Below are 14,832 nucleotides of genomic sequence, written 5' to 3'. Positions count from 1 at the left end.
AATATATTTTCTAGGGTAAGTTTAAAATATAGAATATTTCTATTTACAAAAATAGATGAAAAAAAATTTTTATTTTTGATGTAGTTATGGCTTGCTGTATGCTGTATGCTGTATGCTGTATGCTGTATGCTGTATGCTTCCTCAAATCCTAAAAAATATAATTTTTAATACTCTAACATATATTTTAATTTTTTTCAATATTTATACATTAGCAAAGCTGAATATTTTACTAAATATAAGTACAAATTATTTAATATATGAATAAAATTTGTTAGAACTCTTCTATTTTTTTTGTAAGGAAATTTATAATATTATCTTTAGCTACTTTTATAGGTTCATTTTCCTTTTCAAAAAATATAAAATTGCCGTCTCCTGTTCCAGCCACTCCGAAATCAGCATGCCTTGCTTCTCCCGGACCATTTACAACGCATCCCATAATAGCTATGGTGATATTCTTTTTGATATTCTGAACATGTTTTTCTATAAAGCTGGCTACCTCTTCAACATTTACCTGACATCTTCCGCATGTAGGACATGATATTATTTCTATAGAAGGTTCATTTCTTATGCCTAAAAATTTAAGGAGCATTCTTCCTGCCATTACTTCTTCTACAGGATCTCCTGTTATGGAGTATCTTATAGTATCGCCAATACCCTGCATTATTAAATATGATAAAGCACTTGTACTTTTTATGAGTGAGCTTCTTAAAGTTCCCGCCTCTGTTACACCTAAATGTATAGGATAATTGAATTTTTCTCTAAATAGGGTATTAGCTTCTATTGTAGTTTTTATATCTGAAGATTTTAAAGATACTTTTATATTAGTAAAATCTAAATCTTCCATAAGTTTTATATGTTCAGCGGCACTTTTCACCATGTTTTCAGGAGTTACCTCTTTGTATACGCTTCTGTCCAAACTTCCGCCATTTACTCCAACCCTTATTGTAAGGTTTCTTTCTTTAGCTTCTTTTATAACTTCTTTTACTTTTTCTTTATCTTTTATATTACCCGGATTAAGTCTTAAAGAATCAATACCGCTTTTCATACTTTCTAATGCCAATCTATAATCAAAATGTATATCAGCAATTAAAGGTACTTTGGTTTGATTTTTTATTTCTTTGATAGCTTTTGCAGCATCCATATCCAAAACGGCAAGCCTTACTATATCAACCCCCGCATCTTCAAGAGATTTTATCTGCTCAACAGTATCTTTTATATTTCTAGTATCTGTATTTGTCATAGACTGTATACTAATGGGATTGTTTCCGCCTATTAAAACATTTCCAATTTTTATAGTTTTTACTTTTTTTCTTATATCGTTAATATTATCTATATTCATTTTATTTCCTTACTAAACTAATTGCTTTTTAAAAAATTATATTGTTTATAGTATCATTTTAAAATATTTTTGCAAATGTATTTTAGTAGTTTATATTCAATTTATCAAATATGTTTTATATATATAGAGAGATTTGTTATGAAAATATTAAGTTAATAATTATTAAAGTAATAAATAATTAATAAATATTATATATAATTTAAATAATAATTCTTATAATCAGATTATAGAGTAAATAAATTAATATATTTGAAAACAGTTTTTTTATTTAAAATTAAATAATAGTCAAAAATATATTAATTCTAAATTTTACATTATTTTAATATGATATATAATAGCTTTTCAAAATGAGAGGTATTTTTTATTATGGCATTAATGTTAAATGAAGAACAAAGACAAGCGGTAGAACATATTGACGGACCTTTGCTTGCATTGGCAGGAGCAGGATCCGGAAAGACTAGAGTTATTACAGAGAGAATTGCATATTTAATAAAGCATGGAGTTCTTCCTAGTCAGATACTCGCTGTTACTTTTACCAATAAAGCTGCAGCTGAAATGCGTGAGCGTATAACAAAACTTCTAAAAGAAAAGCCTAAGCAATTAGTAGTAAGCACTTTCCATTCTTTTTGCGTTAGGGTGCTTAAAGGCGATATTGAAAAGTTAGGATACAAAAATAATTTTAGCATTTATTCTTCATCTGACAGCCGTACTTTGATAAGAAATATTTTAAGAGAAATAAAAATTAATACTCTCAATTATGATGAAAATTTATTTGCTTGGTATATAGATAGATATAAAAATAATTTGATGAAGCCTTATGAAGTAGAGCCTCATGATGATTTGGAAAAAATTGCTAAGAGAGTTTATGAAGTTTATCAAAGCTATTTAAAAGGATATAATGCCGTTGATTTTAATGATCTTATTAATCTGACAATAGATTTATATATAGAGTTTCCGGAGGTTCTTGAAAAATATCAGGAAAGATTCAGATATATAATGGTAGATGAATATCAGGATACTAATTTTGCACAGTATAAACTTACAACTTTGCTTGCATCAAAATATAGAAATATTGCCGTTGTAGGAGATGATGATCAGAGTATATATGCATTCAGAGGTGCTGATGTATCAAATATATTATCATTTGAAAATGAGTATCCTGATGCAAAAATAGTAACGCTTACAAAAAATTACAGAAGTACAAAAGCAATACTTGAGGCAGCACATTCCGTAATAAGCAAAAATACACAAAGAAAAGATAAAAAGGTGGTGGCAGAAGGTGAGGAAGGAATACCTCCTACTATAATGCCATGCGAAGATGAGAGGGAGGAAGCTCAATTTGTTGCTGACTCTATAATAAATTATTCTATCACTAAAAGATTAAATTATGAAGATTTTGCTGTACTTTTTAGAATGAATGCTCAGTCAAGACTTTTTGAAGAGGCTTTCAGACTTAGAGGTTTGCCTTATACTGTTGTTGGTGCTTTTCAGTTTTATGAAAGAAAGGAGATTAAAGATATACTTGCTTATCTTAATTTATTTGTTAATCCTGAAGATGAGGTATCTTTGCTTAGGGTTATAAATATACCTAAAAGAGGAATAGGGGCGGTTGCAATAAATAATCTTAATGAAGCTAGTATAAAAAATGGAGTTTCACTCTATGATACATTACTCAATTATGAGAGTATGGAAGAAATTTCTCCTAAGGCTAAAGCAGGGATAAAAGATTTTCTTGAAGTTATAGAGCATTATCATAATTTATTTACTGTTGATAAAAATGATTTAGAGCGTCCTAAACTATATGAGAATATAAATAAGTTTTTAGATGTTATTGCTTATCATAATGAGATTTTAAATTCAAGCGATACAAAAGAGCAGGGTGCTAAGAAAATGGAGAATGTGGAATCTCTTATGAACGGCATACTTGAATATGAAAAGTCTAATAAAAACGCTACTTTAAAAAATTATTTAGATAGAATTTTACTTATGAGCATAGAAGAGCAAAATGATGAAGAGGATAAAAAGAAAGGCATTATGCTTATGAGTATACATGCTGCTAAAGGACTTGAGTTTCCTTATGTTTATATATGCGGAATGGAAGATGGTATTATGCCGCATCAGAAAAGTTTAGATGAAAATGGATTGGAAGAGGAGAGAAGACTTTGTTATGTTGCTATGACTAGGGCTAAAAAGCATTTAACTCTTACATACTGCAGAAGCAGAACCAAGATGGGAAGAAAGGTTGAATGCACGCCTTCTGTATTTTTGGAGGAAATGAGCGAGAATTTGCCTGAAGAAATGGCTATGAATGAAGAGGAATTTTTCTCTAACTTAAAGGCTTCTTTAAAACCTGAAAATAAATAATTTGTTTTTTGTTGTAAGTAATAAACTTGATAAAAATATACGATAAAAAAAGAGAGCTATTTTTTAGCCCTCTTTTTAATTAGTATTTTTCATAAATTAATCTGTATAATATATTTTAATTAATCATCAAATTTTTGTCCCCTTAACTGTCCGTTAGCAGAGATAAATAATTCCATAAAGTTATTTAATTTAACTTTGTAATTACCCCATTCTTTTTCTACATCTATAACAGCAGCCTGAGGATAAGTATTTCTTATAGTGCTGGCTATATTAGCAGGTAAAGCAGAGAAAGGTACAGCGTTATACTCACCGTCTATGCTATGCCAATCGCCATTATATAAGAAGTCTATTTTGGCTCCGTTAGATAATTTTACCTCAAATTTTCCGTCATCTCTTTCTACTTTCCATATTTGTACATTTGGATAAATTTGCTGTATGAAACTTCTAGCTCTCTGAGGAAGTGAAGAAGCAGGTACTACCCAATCAGCAAAAGCACTTGAAGTAGAAATTATAGTTAAAGTTATTAATAAAGCAAATAATTTTTTAGTCATAGTAAATCTCCTTTTGTTTTTATTTTTTATTGTTTTGTTCTATGTAAATTATCTTTACAATTATAAGTATAGCCTAAATCGTATATTTGCCAATATAGTTTACATATAATTTACAAAAAATTTACATAAAATATATGTTTTAATAGATATAATAATACATATTATACATAGTCTTTTATAAATATATATAAAAACTTAATAAATGTAAAGTTTAATTACATTTATTAAAATGTTATACAAATATTCATATTTAGCTATTGCAATTATTTGATTATAATATTTAATTGTATATATGAGCAGTAAAGATTTACAATTAATATCTGATAAATTAAATGAACTCATTTCATATTTGGAAAATAATGATTTGGATAATTTTTTCAAACATAAAGATGAATTTTGCAATTTGATAATATTAGAAAATTCAGACAGTATTAATGATAATATAAAACTTGATATTGAAAATATTGTTCCTTCCAATTTGATGAATACTTTTATAAATTTTATTAAATATACAAGAGCTTTAAGAACTATGAATCATAATGATAATGATTATACTAGATATACATTGGATAATATGCAATTTATAAAAACACAAATATTTAAAGACTATTAAATATCATGGGAAGCAAAAATAGATTTTTACTTAAAGAGTTAAAAAAGTGGAATAAAGATAATCTCATAACTAATGAACAGTTTGAAGTATTATCTAAAATGTATAGAGATGATTATATAGATTGGCAGCCCATTATAAAAGCTATAATGATAACGGGTATTATAATGGTAGCTATTGGATTTATTGCTTTTATAAGTTTCTATATTTTTTCTCTTTATTTTATAGCGTTTTTATTCGCTTTGCTTTTTTTATTAGGATTTATAATTGATGAAATACTTAAAAGAAAAGATATTTACTTACCAAAAACTTCTTCTGCAATAATATCCATTTCTTCTATATTTTTATCAGCATTTATTTTTACTTTATCATATATTATCACTCATAATAAAGATAATTTTATTTTACTGTCTCTTATAAGCATAATGTTATTTTTTATAATAGCATATATAAAAAAAAACTATGCTGTATTATCTATTGCGATAATAGGTTTAATAACTTGGTATGGTTTTGAAGGCTTCGATATATCTGGAATTGATTTAACGCTTAATAATTATATAAGATTTATTATAACAAGCATATTAATGTTTTTAATAGGAATAACTGATATCAATAAAAAAATTTCAGAGAGATATTCTAATTTTTCAATTATATATTATACGGTTGGAATATTATATTTAAATATAATACTTGCAATAATGTCAATATTTGGAAATAATGCAGAGCCTATAATATTTGAATATGGATCGTCTGAATTGTTAATATATAGTTTATTATTTTTATTTATAGATATAATTATTTTTGTAATAGGCTATAAGTTAAAAATTTCTTTAATAGTAGTATATTCAATATTTTTTATTATTCTTAATCTTTATATAAGATATTTTGAATATTTCTATTTGAGAATGAATACTTGGATATTTTTTATAATATTGGGTTTATCAACAATATTAATAGGTGTAATAATAGAGCGGATAATAAAATATAAATAAACCTGCAGATTTTATATAACCTGCAGGCTTATAATTTTTAAAGAGTTATTATGAAACAAACTATTCTAAAACAACTATTGCATTAGAGTCTTTTATTCTAGGTATAATAGTTTCCATTATTCTGAAGCTGTGATTTAAATCTTTCTGTTCTAAATATGCAGTAGACATATCTATTCCAACAGCCAAATCCATATACTGAGGCTCTGAACAAATCAATGCTGCTTTCTTTCCCTTGATAACAGGTACATTATAAAGATTTCCAATCATGCTGGATATTCTCTGTGCCTCTGTCATTCCTGTGCCTTGCTGTATTCTCTGCAAATCAAAATATAATGATTGGCTTAAACATAATACAAATCTTCCTACAATGCCTTTTTCTCTAATCATATTTATAGCTTTTACTATATCAGTATAAGGATTCTCACCTTGTCCCCAATCAGAGATTTTTAATTTTTGTACTCCTTCAGCATTGAGTATTCCTTTTAATTCTAAAAAGTCATTTCCATTGAATATTAAATTATCTTCTTTGTTAGCAAGTGTCTGAGCTGCCTGAGATACAATAGATAAATCTAAAGGAAGTTTATTTGAAATATTATTTTCCAAATCTCTCCATAATAAAGTAAAATCCTGATAAATCTGAGGAAGCTCAACAGATTTTCTTCCTGAAGTCTTTACAAAACCATCTTCAAAAACTTCTTCTCTGTAGCTTTTATCATACTGAACGCTTATAGCACCGGCACCAAGAGGTCCGTAAATAGATAAAAATCTTCTTCCTATAAGTGTTCTGCTTGCTGTTTCAACAACAACTTTATCTATATTCTGCCAAAAATTTTCTTCAAAAGGCGAACTTTCTCTAGCTAAATAATCCATATATATTCTCCTTTAATGTTTATTATTAATTGTCTTTTTTCAAACTTCCAACTGTAAGCCCAGATAAATTAGGCTCTTTTATTCCAAGCTCTTCCATCATCTCTTTAACTTCTAATTGACCGGATTCAAAATGTTCTGCTTCCTTAGGATCTAAATGTCTAAGCAAAGCCATAAGCTCTCCAACATGTGCTTTTTCTTCATCTCTAATGTCAGCTAATACTGCCTTTGCAACAGGGTCATCTGTAGCCATAACATGAGCATCATACAAATATATAGCTTCCAATTCTCCGGCAATATCAAGTCTTACCGCTTGTATTAATTCTTCTTTAGTTACTTTTCTGTTCACATTTGCATTAAATGGATTTGCAAAACTAGGCATAATATTAGTCTCCTTTATTAATTTAGTTACTTAATAGTATTAATTACTAATAAATAGTATATATAATTAAAAAATAAAGTCAATATCATTATAAAAAAATTAATGATTTTTTAAATAAAAAAGCTGCCATTATATAAAATGACAGCTTTTTTATTTAATAAGTATAAAATTAATACTATAAAAAAGAAATTTATTTATTTTTTATTAATGGATAACCTAATTTTTCTCTTGATTCTATATAGGCAGCAGAAACTTTTTTCATAAGTTCTCTTACTCTTGCTATATATCCAGCCCTTTCAGTTACACTTATAGCATTTCTAGCATCAAGCATATTGAATACATGTGAACTTTTCATCACCATGTCATAAGCAGGCAGAACGCAGCCATTAGCCAAGCATCTATCACATTCATTTTCATATTCTTTGAAATGTCTGAAATACATATCAGTATCAGCAACTTCAAAATTGTATTTAGAGAATTCTTTTTCTCCCTGTAAATGTACATCTCCGTATTTTATGCCATGTCCCCATTCTAAGTCATAAACATTATCTATATTTTGCAAATACATACATATTCTTTCAAGTCCGTAAGTAATTTCACCTGTAATAGGTTTTAAATTTATTCCTCCAACTGCTTGGAAATATGTAAATTGAGTTATTTCCATACCATCAAGCCAAACTTCCCAGCCTAATCCCCAAGCACCAAGGGTAGGGGATTCCCAGTCATCATGAACGAATCTTATATCATGATCTTTAAAACTTATGCCTAATGCTTCTAAACTTTGTATATATAAATCCTGAATATTTTCCGGAGATGGTTTCATTATAACTTGATACTGATAATAATGCTGAAGTCTATTAGGATTTTCTCCGTATCTTCCATCAGTTGGTCTTCTTGACGGTTCTACATAGGCTACGCTAAATGGTTCTGGTCCCAATGCTCTTAATGCAGTTGCTGGGTTAAATGTTCCTGCTCCTACTTCTAAATCATAGCCTTGCTGTATTATGCATCCGTTTTCACTCCAAAATTTATTTAAAGTCATAATTAAATCTGTAAAGGTCATAATATATATATCTCCGCTCTTTTTTATTTAATAAAATAATGATAATAATTATATAATATCATTGATTAAAATGCTATATAATTATTATTAAAATATTGAAGTTTTATGTTAATAAACTAATATTAATTTTTTATATAATAAAAAAACAATAACAGTATAGTATACTGTTATTGTTTATATAAAGTATATTTTATAAATATTAAACTTTAAAGAAATTCATCAAGTTAACTAATTCCTGTGCCTGTCCCATTAATGCCTCAGAAGAAGCTGTAGCCTCTTCTACCAAAGCGGCATTTTGCTGAGTGGATTGATCCATTTGTGAAACTGCCATATTTACCTGATCTACTCCTGCCTGCTGTTCTACTGCCATAGCACTAATATCCTGCATAATCTTAGAAGTATCTTCAATTTTTTGTTCTATGTCCATAAATATTTCTTTTGATTTTCTAGCTGTTTCAGTGGCTATTCTAATCTTATCATTAGAGTCAGCAATTAAAGAAGTAATATCTTTAACAGAAGACTGACTAGTTTGAGCTAAGTTTCTTACTTCACTTGCTACTACAGCGAATCCTTTACCTTGTTCACCGGCACGGGCAGCTTCTACTGCAGCATTAAGTGCCAATATATTAGTTTGGAAAGCTATATTTTCTATTATTTTAGTGATATCAGTAATTTTATTACTTGCTTCAAACACAAGTTCTATATTATTAGTAGTAGCCTCTATTATATCCCCAGCTTCCTGAACTGATTTTTCAGAATCCTGCATCATCTGATTACCTCTTAAAGAATTATCAGCAGATGATTTTATTGTAGAGGCAATTTGCTCCATAGATGAAGCTGTCTCTTCCAAATGCGAAGCCTGAGTTTCTGTTCGGCTTGATAAATCAGTATTACCATGAGCTATCTCTGTAGCTGCCTCTGAAATCTCTCTTGAGCTTTCTAAAACTCTTGTTATAATTTCTCTTAAATGAGATATCATGTTATCAAAACTGCTTAGAAGTGAATCAAATTCGCTATTGCCTTTGTATTTGCTTGAATCTATTTTTACAGTTAGATTACCATTAGATATTTCTGAAGCCAAATGAACACATAATCTCAAATTCTTTCCTATTTTTCTTCCTAAAGAAGCCAAGAAAATTACAACAGAAAATCCTACTAAAAATAAACATATAAAAAATAATATAGTATCTTTTTTAACTTCTTTTGCAGCATTTTGTAAACTTAAATTATTATCAGAATCAAGTTTATCAAAAAACTGATTGATAGGTGTCATTATTTGTGCAACACTTTGTTCATAAGATTTACCATTAACAAGCTCTATAGCTTCTAACTGTCTAGCTTTATATTCATCAGGTATGCTTCCATCCGGATTTCTAGGAATACTTTTTATTATTTCCATAGCCTGAACTTCTAATTTTACCAATTCTTCTGAACGGCTTTTAGACAAAGTTAAATAATCAAACATTTCTTTAGAGAAATTCAAATCTTTCATAACATTAGAATATGATTTAGTTTCTCCGTCATAAGAAGGCTTTTGACCACTGCCTAAATAAATAGACCAATACATACCTCTGTCATAATTTAATGGTGTAGGTTTTGTACCGCCTGATATAGCTATACAGTCATTATATGCTTGTTCATATTTGGCATCACCTGTAGCTACATAACTTCTTACAAACTGAGTTAAAAACGCTGAATTTTGCTGATACTGCCTTGCTATAGCAGATGACTTTATAGTATGCTGATAAATGCGGCTATATTCTGTTACACTTCTTACTATTCTTATCTGAAGATATATCAATAATAGAGTTACAACAAAAGTGTATATGCCAAACATAATAAATCGAGTTCTTATCTTCATAGTAAAATATCTCCAGTAAAGTTTTTATTTTTTTATAATGATTTCGGAATTACTTAACCATTTATTTAAAAAAATTAAGTATTTTTCCTATATAAATTATACATTACATGTTAAATATAACAAAAAAATTACATTTTATAGATAAAATTTAAAAAAAAATTACATAAAAAGTGCTTGAATATTATTAATAATAAACTTAAAATATATCACTATAAAAAATAATTACGGAATAATGATAAATGGATAATCAAATAACACAAATAAGAATTGGATTCTCTAATATAGTAATATTCAGAAATATCATAAAAACAAAAGTTATAAAAAAATTATTAAAATTTTTGGAAGTTTATAATGATAATAATGAAATAAAAGTAATAGATTATTATTCTGACTTTTTATATGAACTTTTTAAATATAGCGATACTATAGGCGATTATATATTAGAACAAATATTTCAGGATAATAATATATATATAAATAAATTCTTAAGAAATGAACATATAAATGATACATTAAAAAATGCACTAAAAAATGAATTAAATTTCTTTGATTTTTTATCTTCATTTGATTTTAATACATTATTTTCAGATAAATATTCCAATCAAATATCAAAGTTAGAATGTAAGAAAATAAATTTTTATGAATTATATAAAAAACATATAGAAGAAATTCCTAAGAAAGGTCATGGAATATTTTTTTATAATAATATGTTTACTCTTGATGATAAAAAAAATATTATACCTGCAAAGCATAAGGATATGCAGGATATTAAACAATTATATGGTTATGAAAGAGAGAGAAGCAAGGTTATATCAAATACTAAAAGTCTGCTTGAAGGTAAAAAGGCTAATAATATACTTCTTTACGGTGATGCCGGAACAGGAAAAAGCAGCACAATAAAAGCAATAGCCAATATGTTTAAAGATGAAGGATTAAGACTTATAGAGGTTAAGAAAAGTCAATTATCATTTATAACTGACATAATAGAAGATTTAAGTTTAAGTCCCCTTAAATTTATAATATTTATAGATGATTTAACATTTTCTTCTAATGATGATACTTTCTCATATTTAAAAGCCATACTTGAAGGCGGGGTTAATTCTTTCCCATCAAATGTTGCTGTTTATGTTACTTCAAATTACAGACATTTAATAAAAGAGAATTTTAATGACAGACAAGGTGATGATATACATATAGAAGATACTATTCAGCAGATAATGAGTTTAACTAACCGCTTTGGTATAATTATAACTTTTAAAAGACCTGATAAGGATTTATTTATAGATATTGTACTTTCTTATGCCAAAGAAAATAATATAAAAATGGACAAAGAAGAACTTATAAAGCAGGCTGAAAGTTATGCTATAAGAAGTGCAGGAAGAAGTCCGAGAGTAGCAAAACAATTTATAGAATCAATATTATGATTTTTTATTAAATATAATTATTTTTTAATTAAAGAACAATACAATTTTTAAATTTTTTTAATATAATGTCAAAAATTGTCATGCATATATACTATAATATTATTATATTAAAATTAATTTAGGAGTTTATGATGCTTCCTTTTAATCCGCCTTTTATGTATAGATGTAATTCATGCGGTAAAATTTTTAATAAATCTAAAAAGCCTATTTTGGGAAATACTATATTTTCAATTTTAAACAAACCCAAATGCCCTAAATGCGGAAGCAAAGATACTAAATCTATAGATCATATTATAAAAAAATAAAAGTATTATTATATACTGTCAAAAAACTCTTTTAAAGGATTTAAATATTTATCATTTAAATTCCATAAATTGTTATTAGTATAATCTCTTTTATCTTCTTTTATTGTTTTTTTATCATATGATTTTATTGATTCTAAATATGCATATATTTTTGCTTTTTTAGCTGGAATTACAGTTTCAGGTATTGAAGTTATACAATTTGTGTATTTATCAAAACAATTAATAATATCTTTTATAACGGCTATATTGCTTAATAGATCTTCTAAAGTACCTAAAGAATTATTATTTGGAAATAAAAATATGTTATTATCATCTATATCTAAATTTGTTTTTATATTATTTTTCGATTCTTCAAAATGATTATCAGCATCAAATATTACTGCTAATTTATAATTGTTGTCAATATATTTTTTATATTGTTAATATTATAATCATTAAAACTGTTTCCGCCATTTTCTTCTACAATAATATTATCATTGATATCAGTATCTATTTGGTATTGAAATTTAATATAATCTTTTATAAATTTTTTATCAGCTATACCTTCAACAAGTATTATATATTTTTTATTATTATTCATAAATTAATACCTTATATCTGAATCATTTTCTAATAATTCTTTCACTCCATCAATGTTATAATTATAGGATTGAAAACCTTTATTTTCTGTATTAACTATATTAATAATATTTATCATATCTTTCATATCATTAAATTCTTTATCTGATATTTCAGATAAAAATTTCAATACTTCATAACTATGAGTCGTAAAAAATATTTGCATACTGCTGTTATTTCTAATTAGGCTTAATATACTTCTTAATAAATGCTTAATACTTTTATAATGCAAACCGTTTTCTATTTCATCAATTAATATCATATTATATTGATTTACTACCATAGGAATTATAATTGACAAATATTTTTTTAACCCATCTCCCATAAGATTTAAAAGTATTAGTTCATTCATTTCTTCTATATCCAAATATATATCATTTTTTATTATTTTTATAGATTTTATCTTTTTATTGAAAAATGATACTAAATTTATTAATAATTCTTCATCTTTGTTTTTGATAATATTTGCAAGAGAATCCAATAAATCACGGCATTCTACAACATTATACAAATATAATTCTGATATATTATTAATGTATTCTTTTGTACCAATTTTTTTTATTGTTTTTCTAATACTGCCATTTCTAAAAATATATTTATATTCTTCTATCTTATTTTCTAATTCTACATTAAGTTTATATTCTAATTCGTTAAGCTCATCAGTTTTATTTTCAAATGAAATATCTTTTCTTAATATACTAGATATAATTAAATTATGATTTATATCATCAAATTGATAATCAAATTCTATGTTGTTATTTTTATAATCAAAATTATAAAACAAATTTTTTAATTCGGAATTTTCATTTATTCTTCTTATAGAATTTATATGATAAGCTATTGAACAGTCAGGCATACCTGATATTATAGCTATAGCTTCAAGTATGCTTGTTTTTCCGCAATTATTTTGACCAACTAATAGATTAATTTTATTTAAATTATTTATTTTTAGTTTATCAAATCCTCTAAAATTTTTAATTGATATATTTTGAAGCATAACTAAGACCTATATTCTGATTTTTATAGAATATCGGAATTTTTTTAATAAAATAGATATTATCATTATTGTATTAATTTATTTATTATATTAGAATTAATTAAATTTATAATATATTTTTTATTAGGAGAAAAACATGAAAGTAGCTATAATATTTGGAAGCAGATCTGATACTGATAAAATGAAAGGAGCTGCTTCTTGCTTAAAAGAATTTGCAGTTGAATACAAAGCCTTTGTTCTTTCTGCTCATAGAGTACCGGAACATCTTGAAAAGACTATTAAACATATTGAAGAAAATAATTATGAAGTAATTATAGCAGGTGCCGGACTTGCTGCACATTTGCCGGGTGTTATAGCATCAAAAACAATTCTTCCCGTAATAGGAGTTCCTATTAGTGCAAGCAATCTTGACGGAATGGACGCTTTACTTTCTATAGTTCAAATGCCTAAACCTATAACCGTTGCTACTGTTGGTATTAATAATTCTTATAATGCTGGAATGCTTGCTGTTGAAATGCTTGCTTTAAAATATAGCGATATTAGAAATAAATTAATAGAATACAGAAAAAAAATGAAAGAAGATTTTATTTCTGATAATGAGAAGCCTATAGAATTTGATATATAATTATTTTTATAATTTTACAACATTACTATATAGAAAAATTCTCAAAAAAGTATATAATATACGGAATACAAAAAAGTTTTTACTTATACAGGAGTTTAGATATGTCTAAAGAAAAAAAGAAATGCTCTATGAAGGAAAAGCAAAAAAGGTTTATTCTACTGATAATCCAGATGAAATAATTGTGTATTATAAAGATGATGCTACTGCTTTTAATGGAGAAAAAAAAGGCTCTATAAAAGACAAAGGTGTTATGAATAATGAGATTACTTCATTGCTTTTTAAAATGCTTGAAAAGAACGGAGTAAAAACTCACTTTATAGAAAAATTAAATGACAGAGAACAGCTTTGTCAAAAAGTAAAAATATTCCCATTAGAAGTAATTGTAAGAAATTTAATAGCAGGTTCTATGGCTAAAAGACTTGGTATAGAAGAAGGTACAGTTCCTCCTAATACTATATTTGAAATTTGTTATAAAAATGATGAGTACGGTGATCCTTTAATTAATGATCATCATGCCGTTGCTTTAAAACTAGCTACTTATGATGAATTAAAATATATCTATGAAGTAACTGCAAAAGTTAATAATCTATTAAAAGATGCTTTGGATAAAATAGGAATTACTTTGGTTGATTTCAAAGTTGAATTCGGTAAAAATTCAAAAGGAGAAATACTTTTAGCTGATGAAATTACACCTGATACTTGCAGATTCTGGGATAAAGAAACAGGTAAAAAATTAGATAAAGACAGATTCAGAAGAGATTTAGGTTCTATCGAAGAGGCTTATATAGAAGTTTTAAATAGACTTAATAACCTATAATTTATGGTGTTCATATA

General features: G+C 26.4%; 16 protein-coding genes. 7 read left to right on the top strand and 9 right to left on the bottom strand.

Translation table 11 applies throughout. From position 1 onward, the window contains the following. Nucleotides 1-271: 271 nt before the first annotated feature. Nucleotides 272-1,339 (bottom strand): flavodoxin-dependent (E)-4-hydroxy-3-methylbut-2-enyl-diphosphate synthase, encoded by a 1,068-nt coding sequence (gene ispG, locus BHAMNSH16_RS03845; protein WP_069732202.1) that lies wholly within the window; start codon nucleotides 1,337-1,339, stop codon nucleotides 272-274. A gap of 366 nt (nucleotides 1,340-1,705) precedes the next feature. On the opposite strand from ispG, the gene BHAMNSH16_RS03840 reads away from it, so the two are divergent. Next, on the top strand, nucleotides 1,706-3,703 hold the full coding sequence (locus BHAMNSH16_RS03840) for an ATP-dependent helicase (RefSeq protein WP_008730537.1): 1,998 nt from the start codon (nucleotides 1,706-1,708) through the stop codon (nucleotides 3,701-3,703). A gap of 119 nt (nucleotides 3,704-3,822) precedes the next feature. Here the strand turns inward: BHAMNSH16_RS03840 and BHAMNSH16_RS03835 are convergent, their stop codons facing one another. Next, on the bottom strand, nucleotides 3,823-4,254 hold the full coding sequence (locus tag BHAMNSH16_RS03835; protein WP_008730539.1) for a PepSY-like domain-containing protein: 432 nt from the start codon (nucleotides 4,252-4,254) through the stop codon (nucleotides 3,823-3,825). Between the two features lie 292 nt (nucleotides 4,255-4,546). On the opposite strand from BHAMNSH16_RS03835, the gene BHAMNSH16_RS03830 reads away from it, so the two are divergent. Further along, entirely contained in the window at nucleotides 4,547-4,867 is a 321-nt protein-coding gene (locus BHAMNSH16_RS03830) for a hypothetical protein (protein ID WP_008730542.1), read from the top strand. A gap of 5 nt (nucleotides 4,868-4,872) precedes the next feature. Next, nucleotides 4,873-5,856: a DUF2157 domain-containing protein gene (locus BHAMNSH16_RS03825; RefSeq protein ID WP_069731814.1), complete on the top strand. Its 984-nt coding sequence runs from the start codon at nucleotides 4,873-4,875 to the stop codon at nucleotides 5,854-5,856. Nucleotides 5,857-5,916: 60 nt separating this feature from the next. Here the strand turns inward: BHAMNSH16_RS03825 and BHAMNSH16_RS03820 are convergent, their stop codons facing one another. The 4 genes from BHAMNSH16_RS03820 to BHAMNSH16_RS03805 form a co-directional block, all read right to left on the bottom strand. Then, on the bottom strand, nucleotides 5,917-6,726 hold the full coding sequence (locus BHAMNSH16_RS03820; protein ID WP_008730510.1) for a family 1 encapsulin nanocompartment shell protein: 810 nt from the start codon (nucleotides 6,724-6,726) through the stop codon (nucleotides 5,917-5,919). Nucleotides 6,727-6,751: 25 nt separating this feature from the next. After that, on the bottom strand, nucleotides 6,752-7,105 hold the full coding sequence (locus tag BHAMNSH16_RS03815) for a demethoxyubiquinone hydroxylase family protein (RefSeq protein WP_008723066.1): 354 nt from the start codon (nucleotides 7,103-7,105) through the stop codon (nucleotides 6,752-6,754). Between the two features lie 190 nt (nucleotides 7,106-7,295). Then, entirely contained in the window at nucleotides 7,296-8,168 is an 873-nt protein-coding gene (locus BHAMNSH16_RS03810; protein ID WP_008723067.1) for a glycine--tRNA ligase subunit alpha, read from the bottom strand. A 199-nt stretch (nucleotides 8,169-8,367) separates the two neighbouring features. Then, the gene (locus BHAMNSH16_RS03805) at nucleotides 8,368-10,029 is read right to left on the bottom strand and encodes a methyl-accepting chemotaxis protein (RefSeq protein ID WP_008730512.1); all 1,662 of its coding nucleotides are present in this window, start codon (nucleotides 10,027-10,029) and stop codon (nucleotides 8,368-8,370) included. 239 nt (nucleotides 10,030-10,268) lie between these two features. Here BHAMNSH16_RS03805 and BHAMNSH16_RS03800 point away from each other — a divergent pair, with 239 nt between their 5' ends. Together BHAMNSH16_RS03800 and BHAMNSH16_RS14230 are read left to right on the top strand one after the other, a co-directional pair. Next, a complete protein-coding gene (locus tag BHAMNSH16_RS03800) occupies nucleotides 10,269-11,453 on the top strand; it encodes an ATP-binding protein (RefSeq protein ID WP_069731813.1) in 1,185 nt (394 codons plus the stop codon). A 131-nt stretch (nucleotides 11,454-11,584) separates the two neighbouring features. Beyond that, nucleotides 11,585-11,758: an FmdB family zinc ribbon protein gene (locus tag BHAMNSH16_RS14230; RefSeq protein ID WP_008730520.1), complete on the top strand. Its 174-nt coding sequence runs from the start codon at nucleotides 11,585-11,587 to the stop codon at nucleotides 11,756-11,758. An 8-nt stretch (nucleotides 11,759-11,766) separates the two neighbouring features. Here the strand turns inward: BHAMNSH16_RS14230 and BHAMNSH16_RS14765 are convergent, their stop codons facing one another. The 3 genes from BHAMNSH16_RS14765 to BHAMNSH16_RS03790 are packed head-to-tail and all read right to left on the bottom strand — an operon-like array spanning nucleotide 11,767 to nucleotide 13,373. Then, nucleotides 11,767-12,093 carry a DUF3226 domain-containing protein gene (locus BHAMNSH16_RS14765; protein WP_338075855.1) on the bottom strand — a complete coding sequence of 109 codons (327 nt, stop codon included), beginning with the start codon at nucleotides 12,091-12,093 and terminating at the stop codon, nucleotides 11,767-11,769. A 47-nt stretch (nucleotides 12,094-12,140) separates the two neighbouring features. After that, on the bottom strand, nucleotides 12,141-12,338 hold the full coding sequence (locus tag BHAMNSH16_RS14470; RefSeq protein WP_241033648.1) for a hypothetical protein: 198 nt from the start codon (nucleotides 12,336-12,338) through the stop codon (nucleotides 12,141-12,143). A 3-nt stretch (nucleotides 12,339-12,341) separates the two neighbouring features. Beyond that, nucleotides 12,342-13,373, bottom strand: a complete 1,032-nt coding sequence (locus BHAMNSH16_RS03790) for an AAA family ATPase (RefSeq protein WP_069731812.1) — start codon at nucleotides 13,371-13,373, stop codon at nucleotides 12,342-12,344. A 136-nt stretch (nucleotides 13,374-13,509) separates the two neighbouring features. Between BHAMNSH16_RS03790 and purE the strand changes: the two genes are divergently transcribed. Together purE and purC are read left to right on the top strand one after the other, a co-directional pair. After that, on the top strand, nucleotides 13,510-13,998 hold the full coding sequence (gene purE / locus BHAMNSH16_RS03785) for a 5-(carboxyamino)imidazole ribonucleotide mutase (protein ID WP_008732110.1): 489 nt from the start codon (nucleotides 13,510-13,512) through the stop codon (nucleotides 13,996-13,998). A 121-nt stretch (nucleotides 13,999-14,119) separates the two neighbouring features. Next, nucleotides 14,120-14,815, top strand: a complete 696-nt coding sequence (gene purC / locus BHAMNSH16_RS03780) for a phosphoribosylaminoimidazolesuccinocarboxamide synthase (protein ID WP_008732109.1) — start codon at nucleotides 14,120-14,122, stop codon at nucleotides 14,813-14,815. Nucleotides 14,816-14,832: the final 17 nt, after the last annotated feature.

It is taken from the genome of Brachyspira hampsonii, assembly GCF_002214805.1.
GTDB lineage: Bacteria > Spirochaetota > Brachyspiria > Brachyspirales > Brachyspiraceae > Brachyspira > Brachyspira hampsonii.
The sequence above is the reverse complement of the archived record's forward strand: the minus strand, read 5'-3'. Positions and strand labels throughout refer to the sequence as shown.

Coding starts and splice junctions, on each gene's coding strand:
- ispG (WP_069732202.1), bottom strand. CDS start 1,339: ATGAATATAGATAATATTAACGATATAAGAAAAAAAGTAAAAACTATA.
- BHAMNSH16_RS03840 (WP_008730537.1), top strand. CDS start 1,706: ATGGCATTAATGTTAAATGAAGAACAAAGACAAGCGGTAGAACATATT.
- BHAMNSH16_RS03835 (WP_008730539.1), bottom strand. CDS start 4,254: ATGACTAAAAAATTATTTGCTTTATTAATAACTTTAACTATAATTTCT.
- BHAMNSH16_RS03830 (WP_008730542.1), top strand. CDS start 4,547: ATGAGCAGTAAAGATTTACAATTAATATCTGATAAATTAAATGAACTC.
- BHAMNSH16_RS03825 (WP_069731814.1), top strand. CDS start 4,873: ATGGGAAGCAAAAATAGATTTTTACTTAAAGAGTTAAAAAAGTGGAAT.
- BHAMNSH16_RS03820 (WP_008730510.1), bottom strand. CDS start 6,726: ATGGATTATTTAGCTAGAGAAAGTTCGCCTTTTGAAGAAAATTTTTGG.
- BHAMNSH16_RS03815 (WP_008723066.1), bottom strand. CDS start 7,105: ATGCCTAGTTTTGCAAATCCATTTAATGCAAATGTGAACAGAAAAGTA.
- BHAMNSH16_RS03810 (WP_008723067.1), bottom strand. CDS start 8,168: ATGACCTTTACAGATTTAATTATGACTTTAAATAAATTTTGGAGTGAA.
- BHAMNSH16_RS03805 (WP_008730512.1), bottom strand. CDS start 10,029: ATGAAGATAAGAACTCGATTTATTATGTTTGGCATATACACTTTTGTT.
- BHAMNSH16_RS03800 (WP_069731813.1), top strand. CDS start 10,269: ATGGATAATCAAATAACACAAATAAGAATTGGATTCTCTAATATAGTA.
- BHAMNSH16_RS14230 (WP_008730520.1), top strand. CDS start 11,585: ATGCTTCCTTTTAATCCGCCTTTTATGTATAGATGTAATTCATGCGGT.
- BHAMNSH16_RS14470 (WP_241033648.1), bottom strand. CDS start 12,338: ATGAATAATAATAAAAAATATATAATACTTGTTGAAGGTATAGCTGAT.
- BHAMNSH16_RS03790 (WP_069731812.1), bottom strand. CDS start 13,373: ATGCTTCAAAATATATCAATTAAAAATTTTAGAGGATTTGATAAACTA.
- purE (WP_008732110.1), top strand. CDS start 13,510: ATGAAAGTAGCTATAATATTTGGAAGCAGATCTGATACTGATAAAATG.
- purC (WP_008732109.1), top strand. CDS start 14,120: ATGCTCTATGAAGGAAAAGCAAAAAAGGTTTATTCTACTGATAATCCA.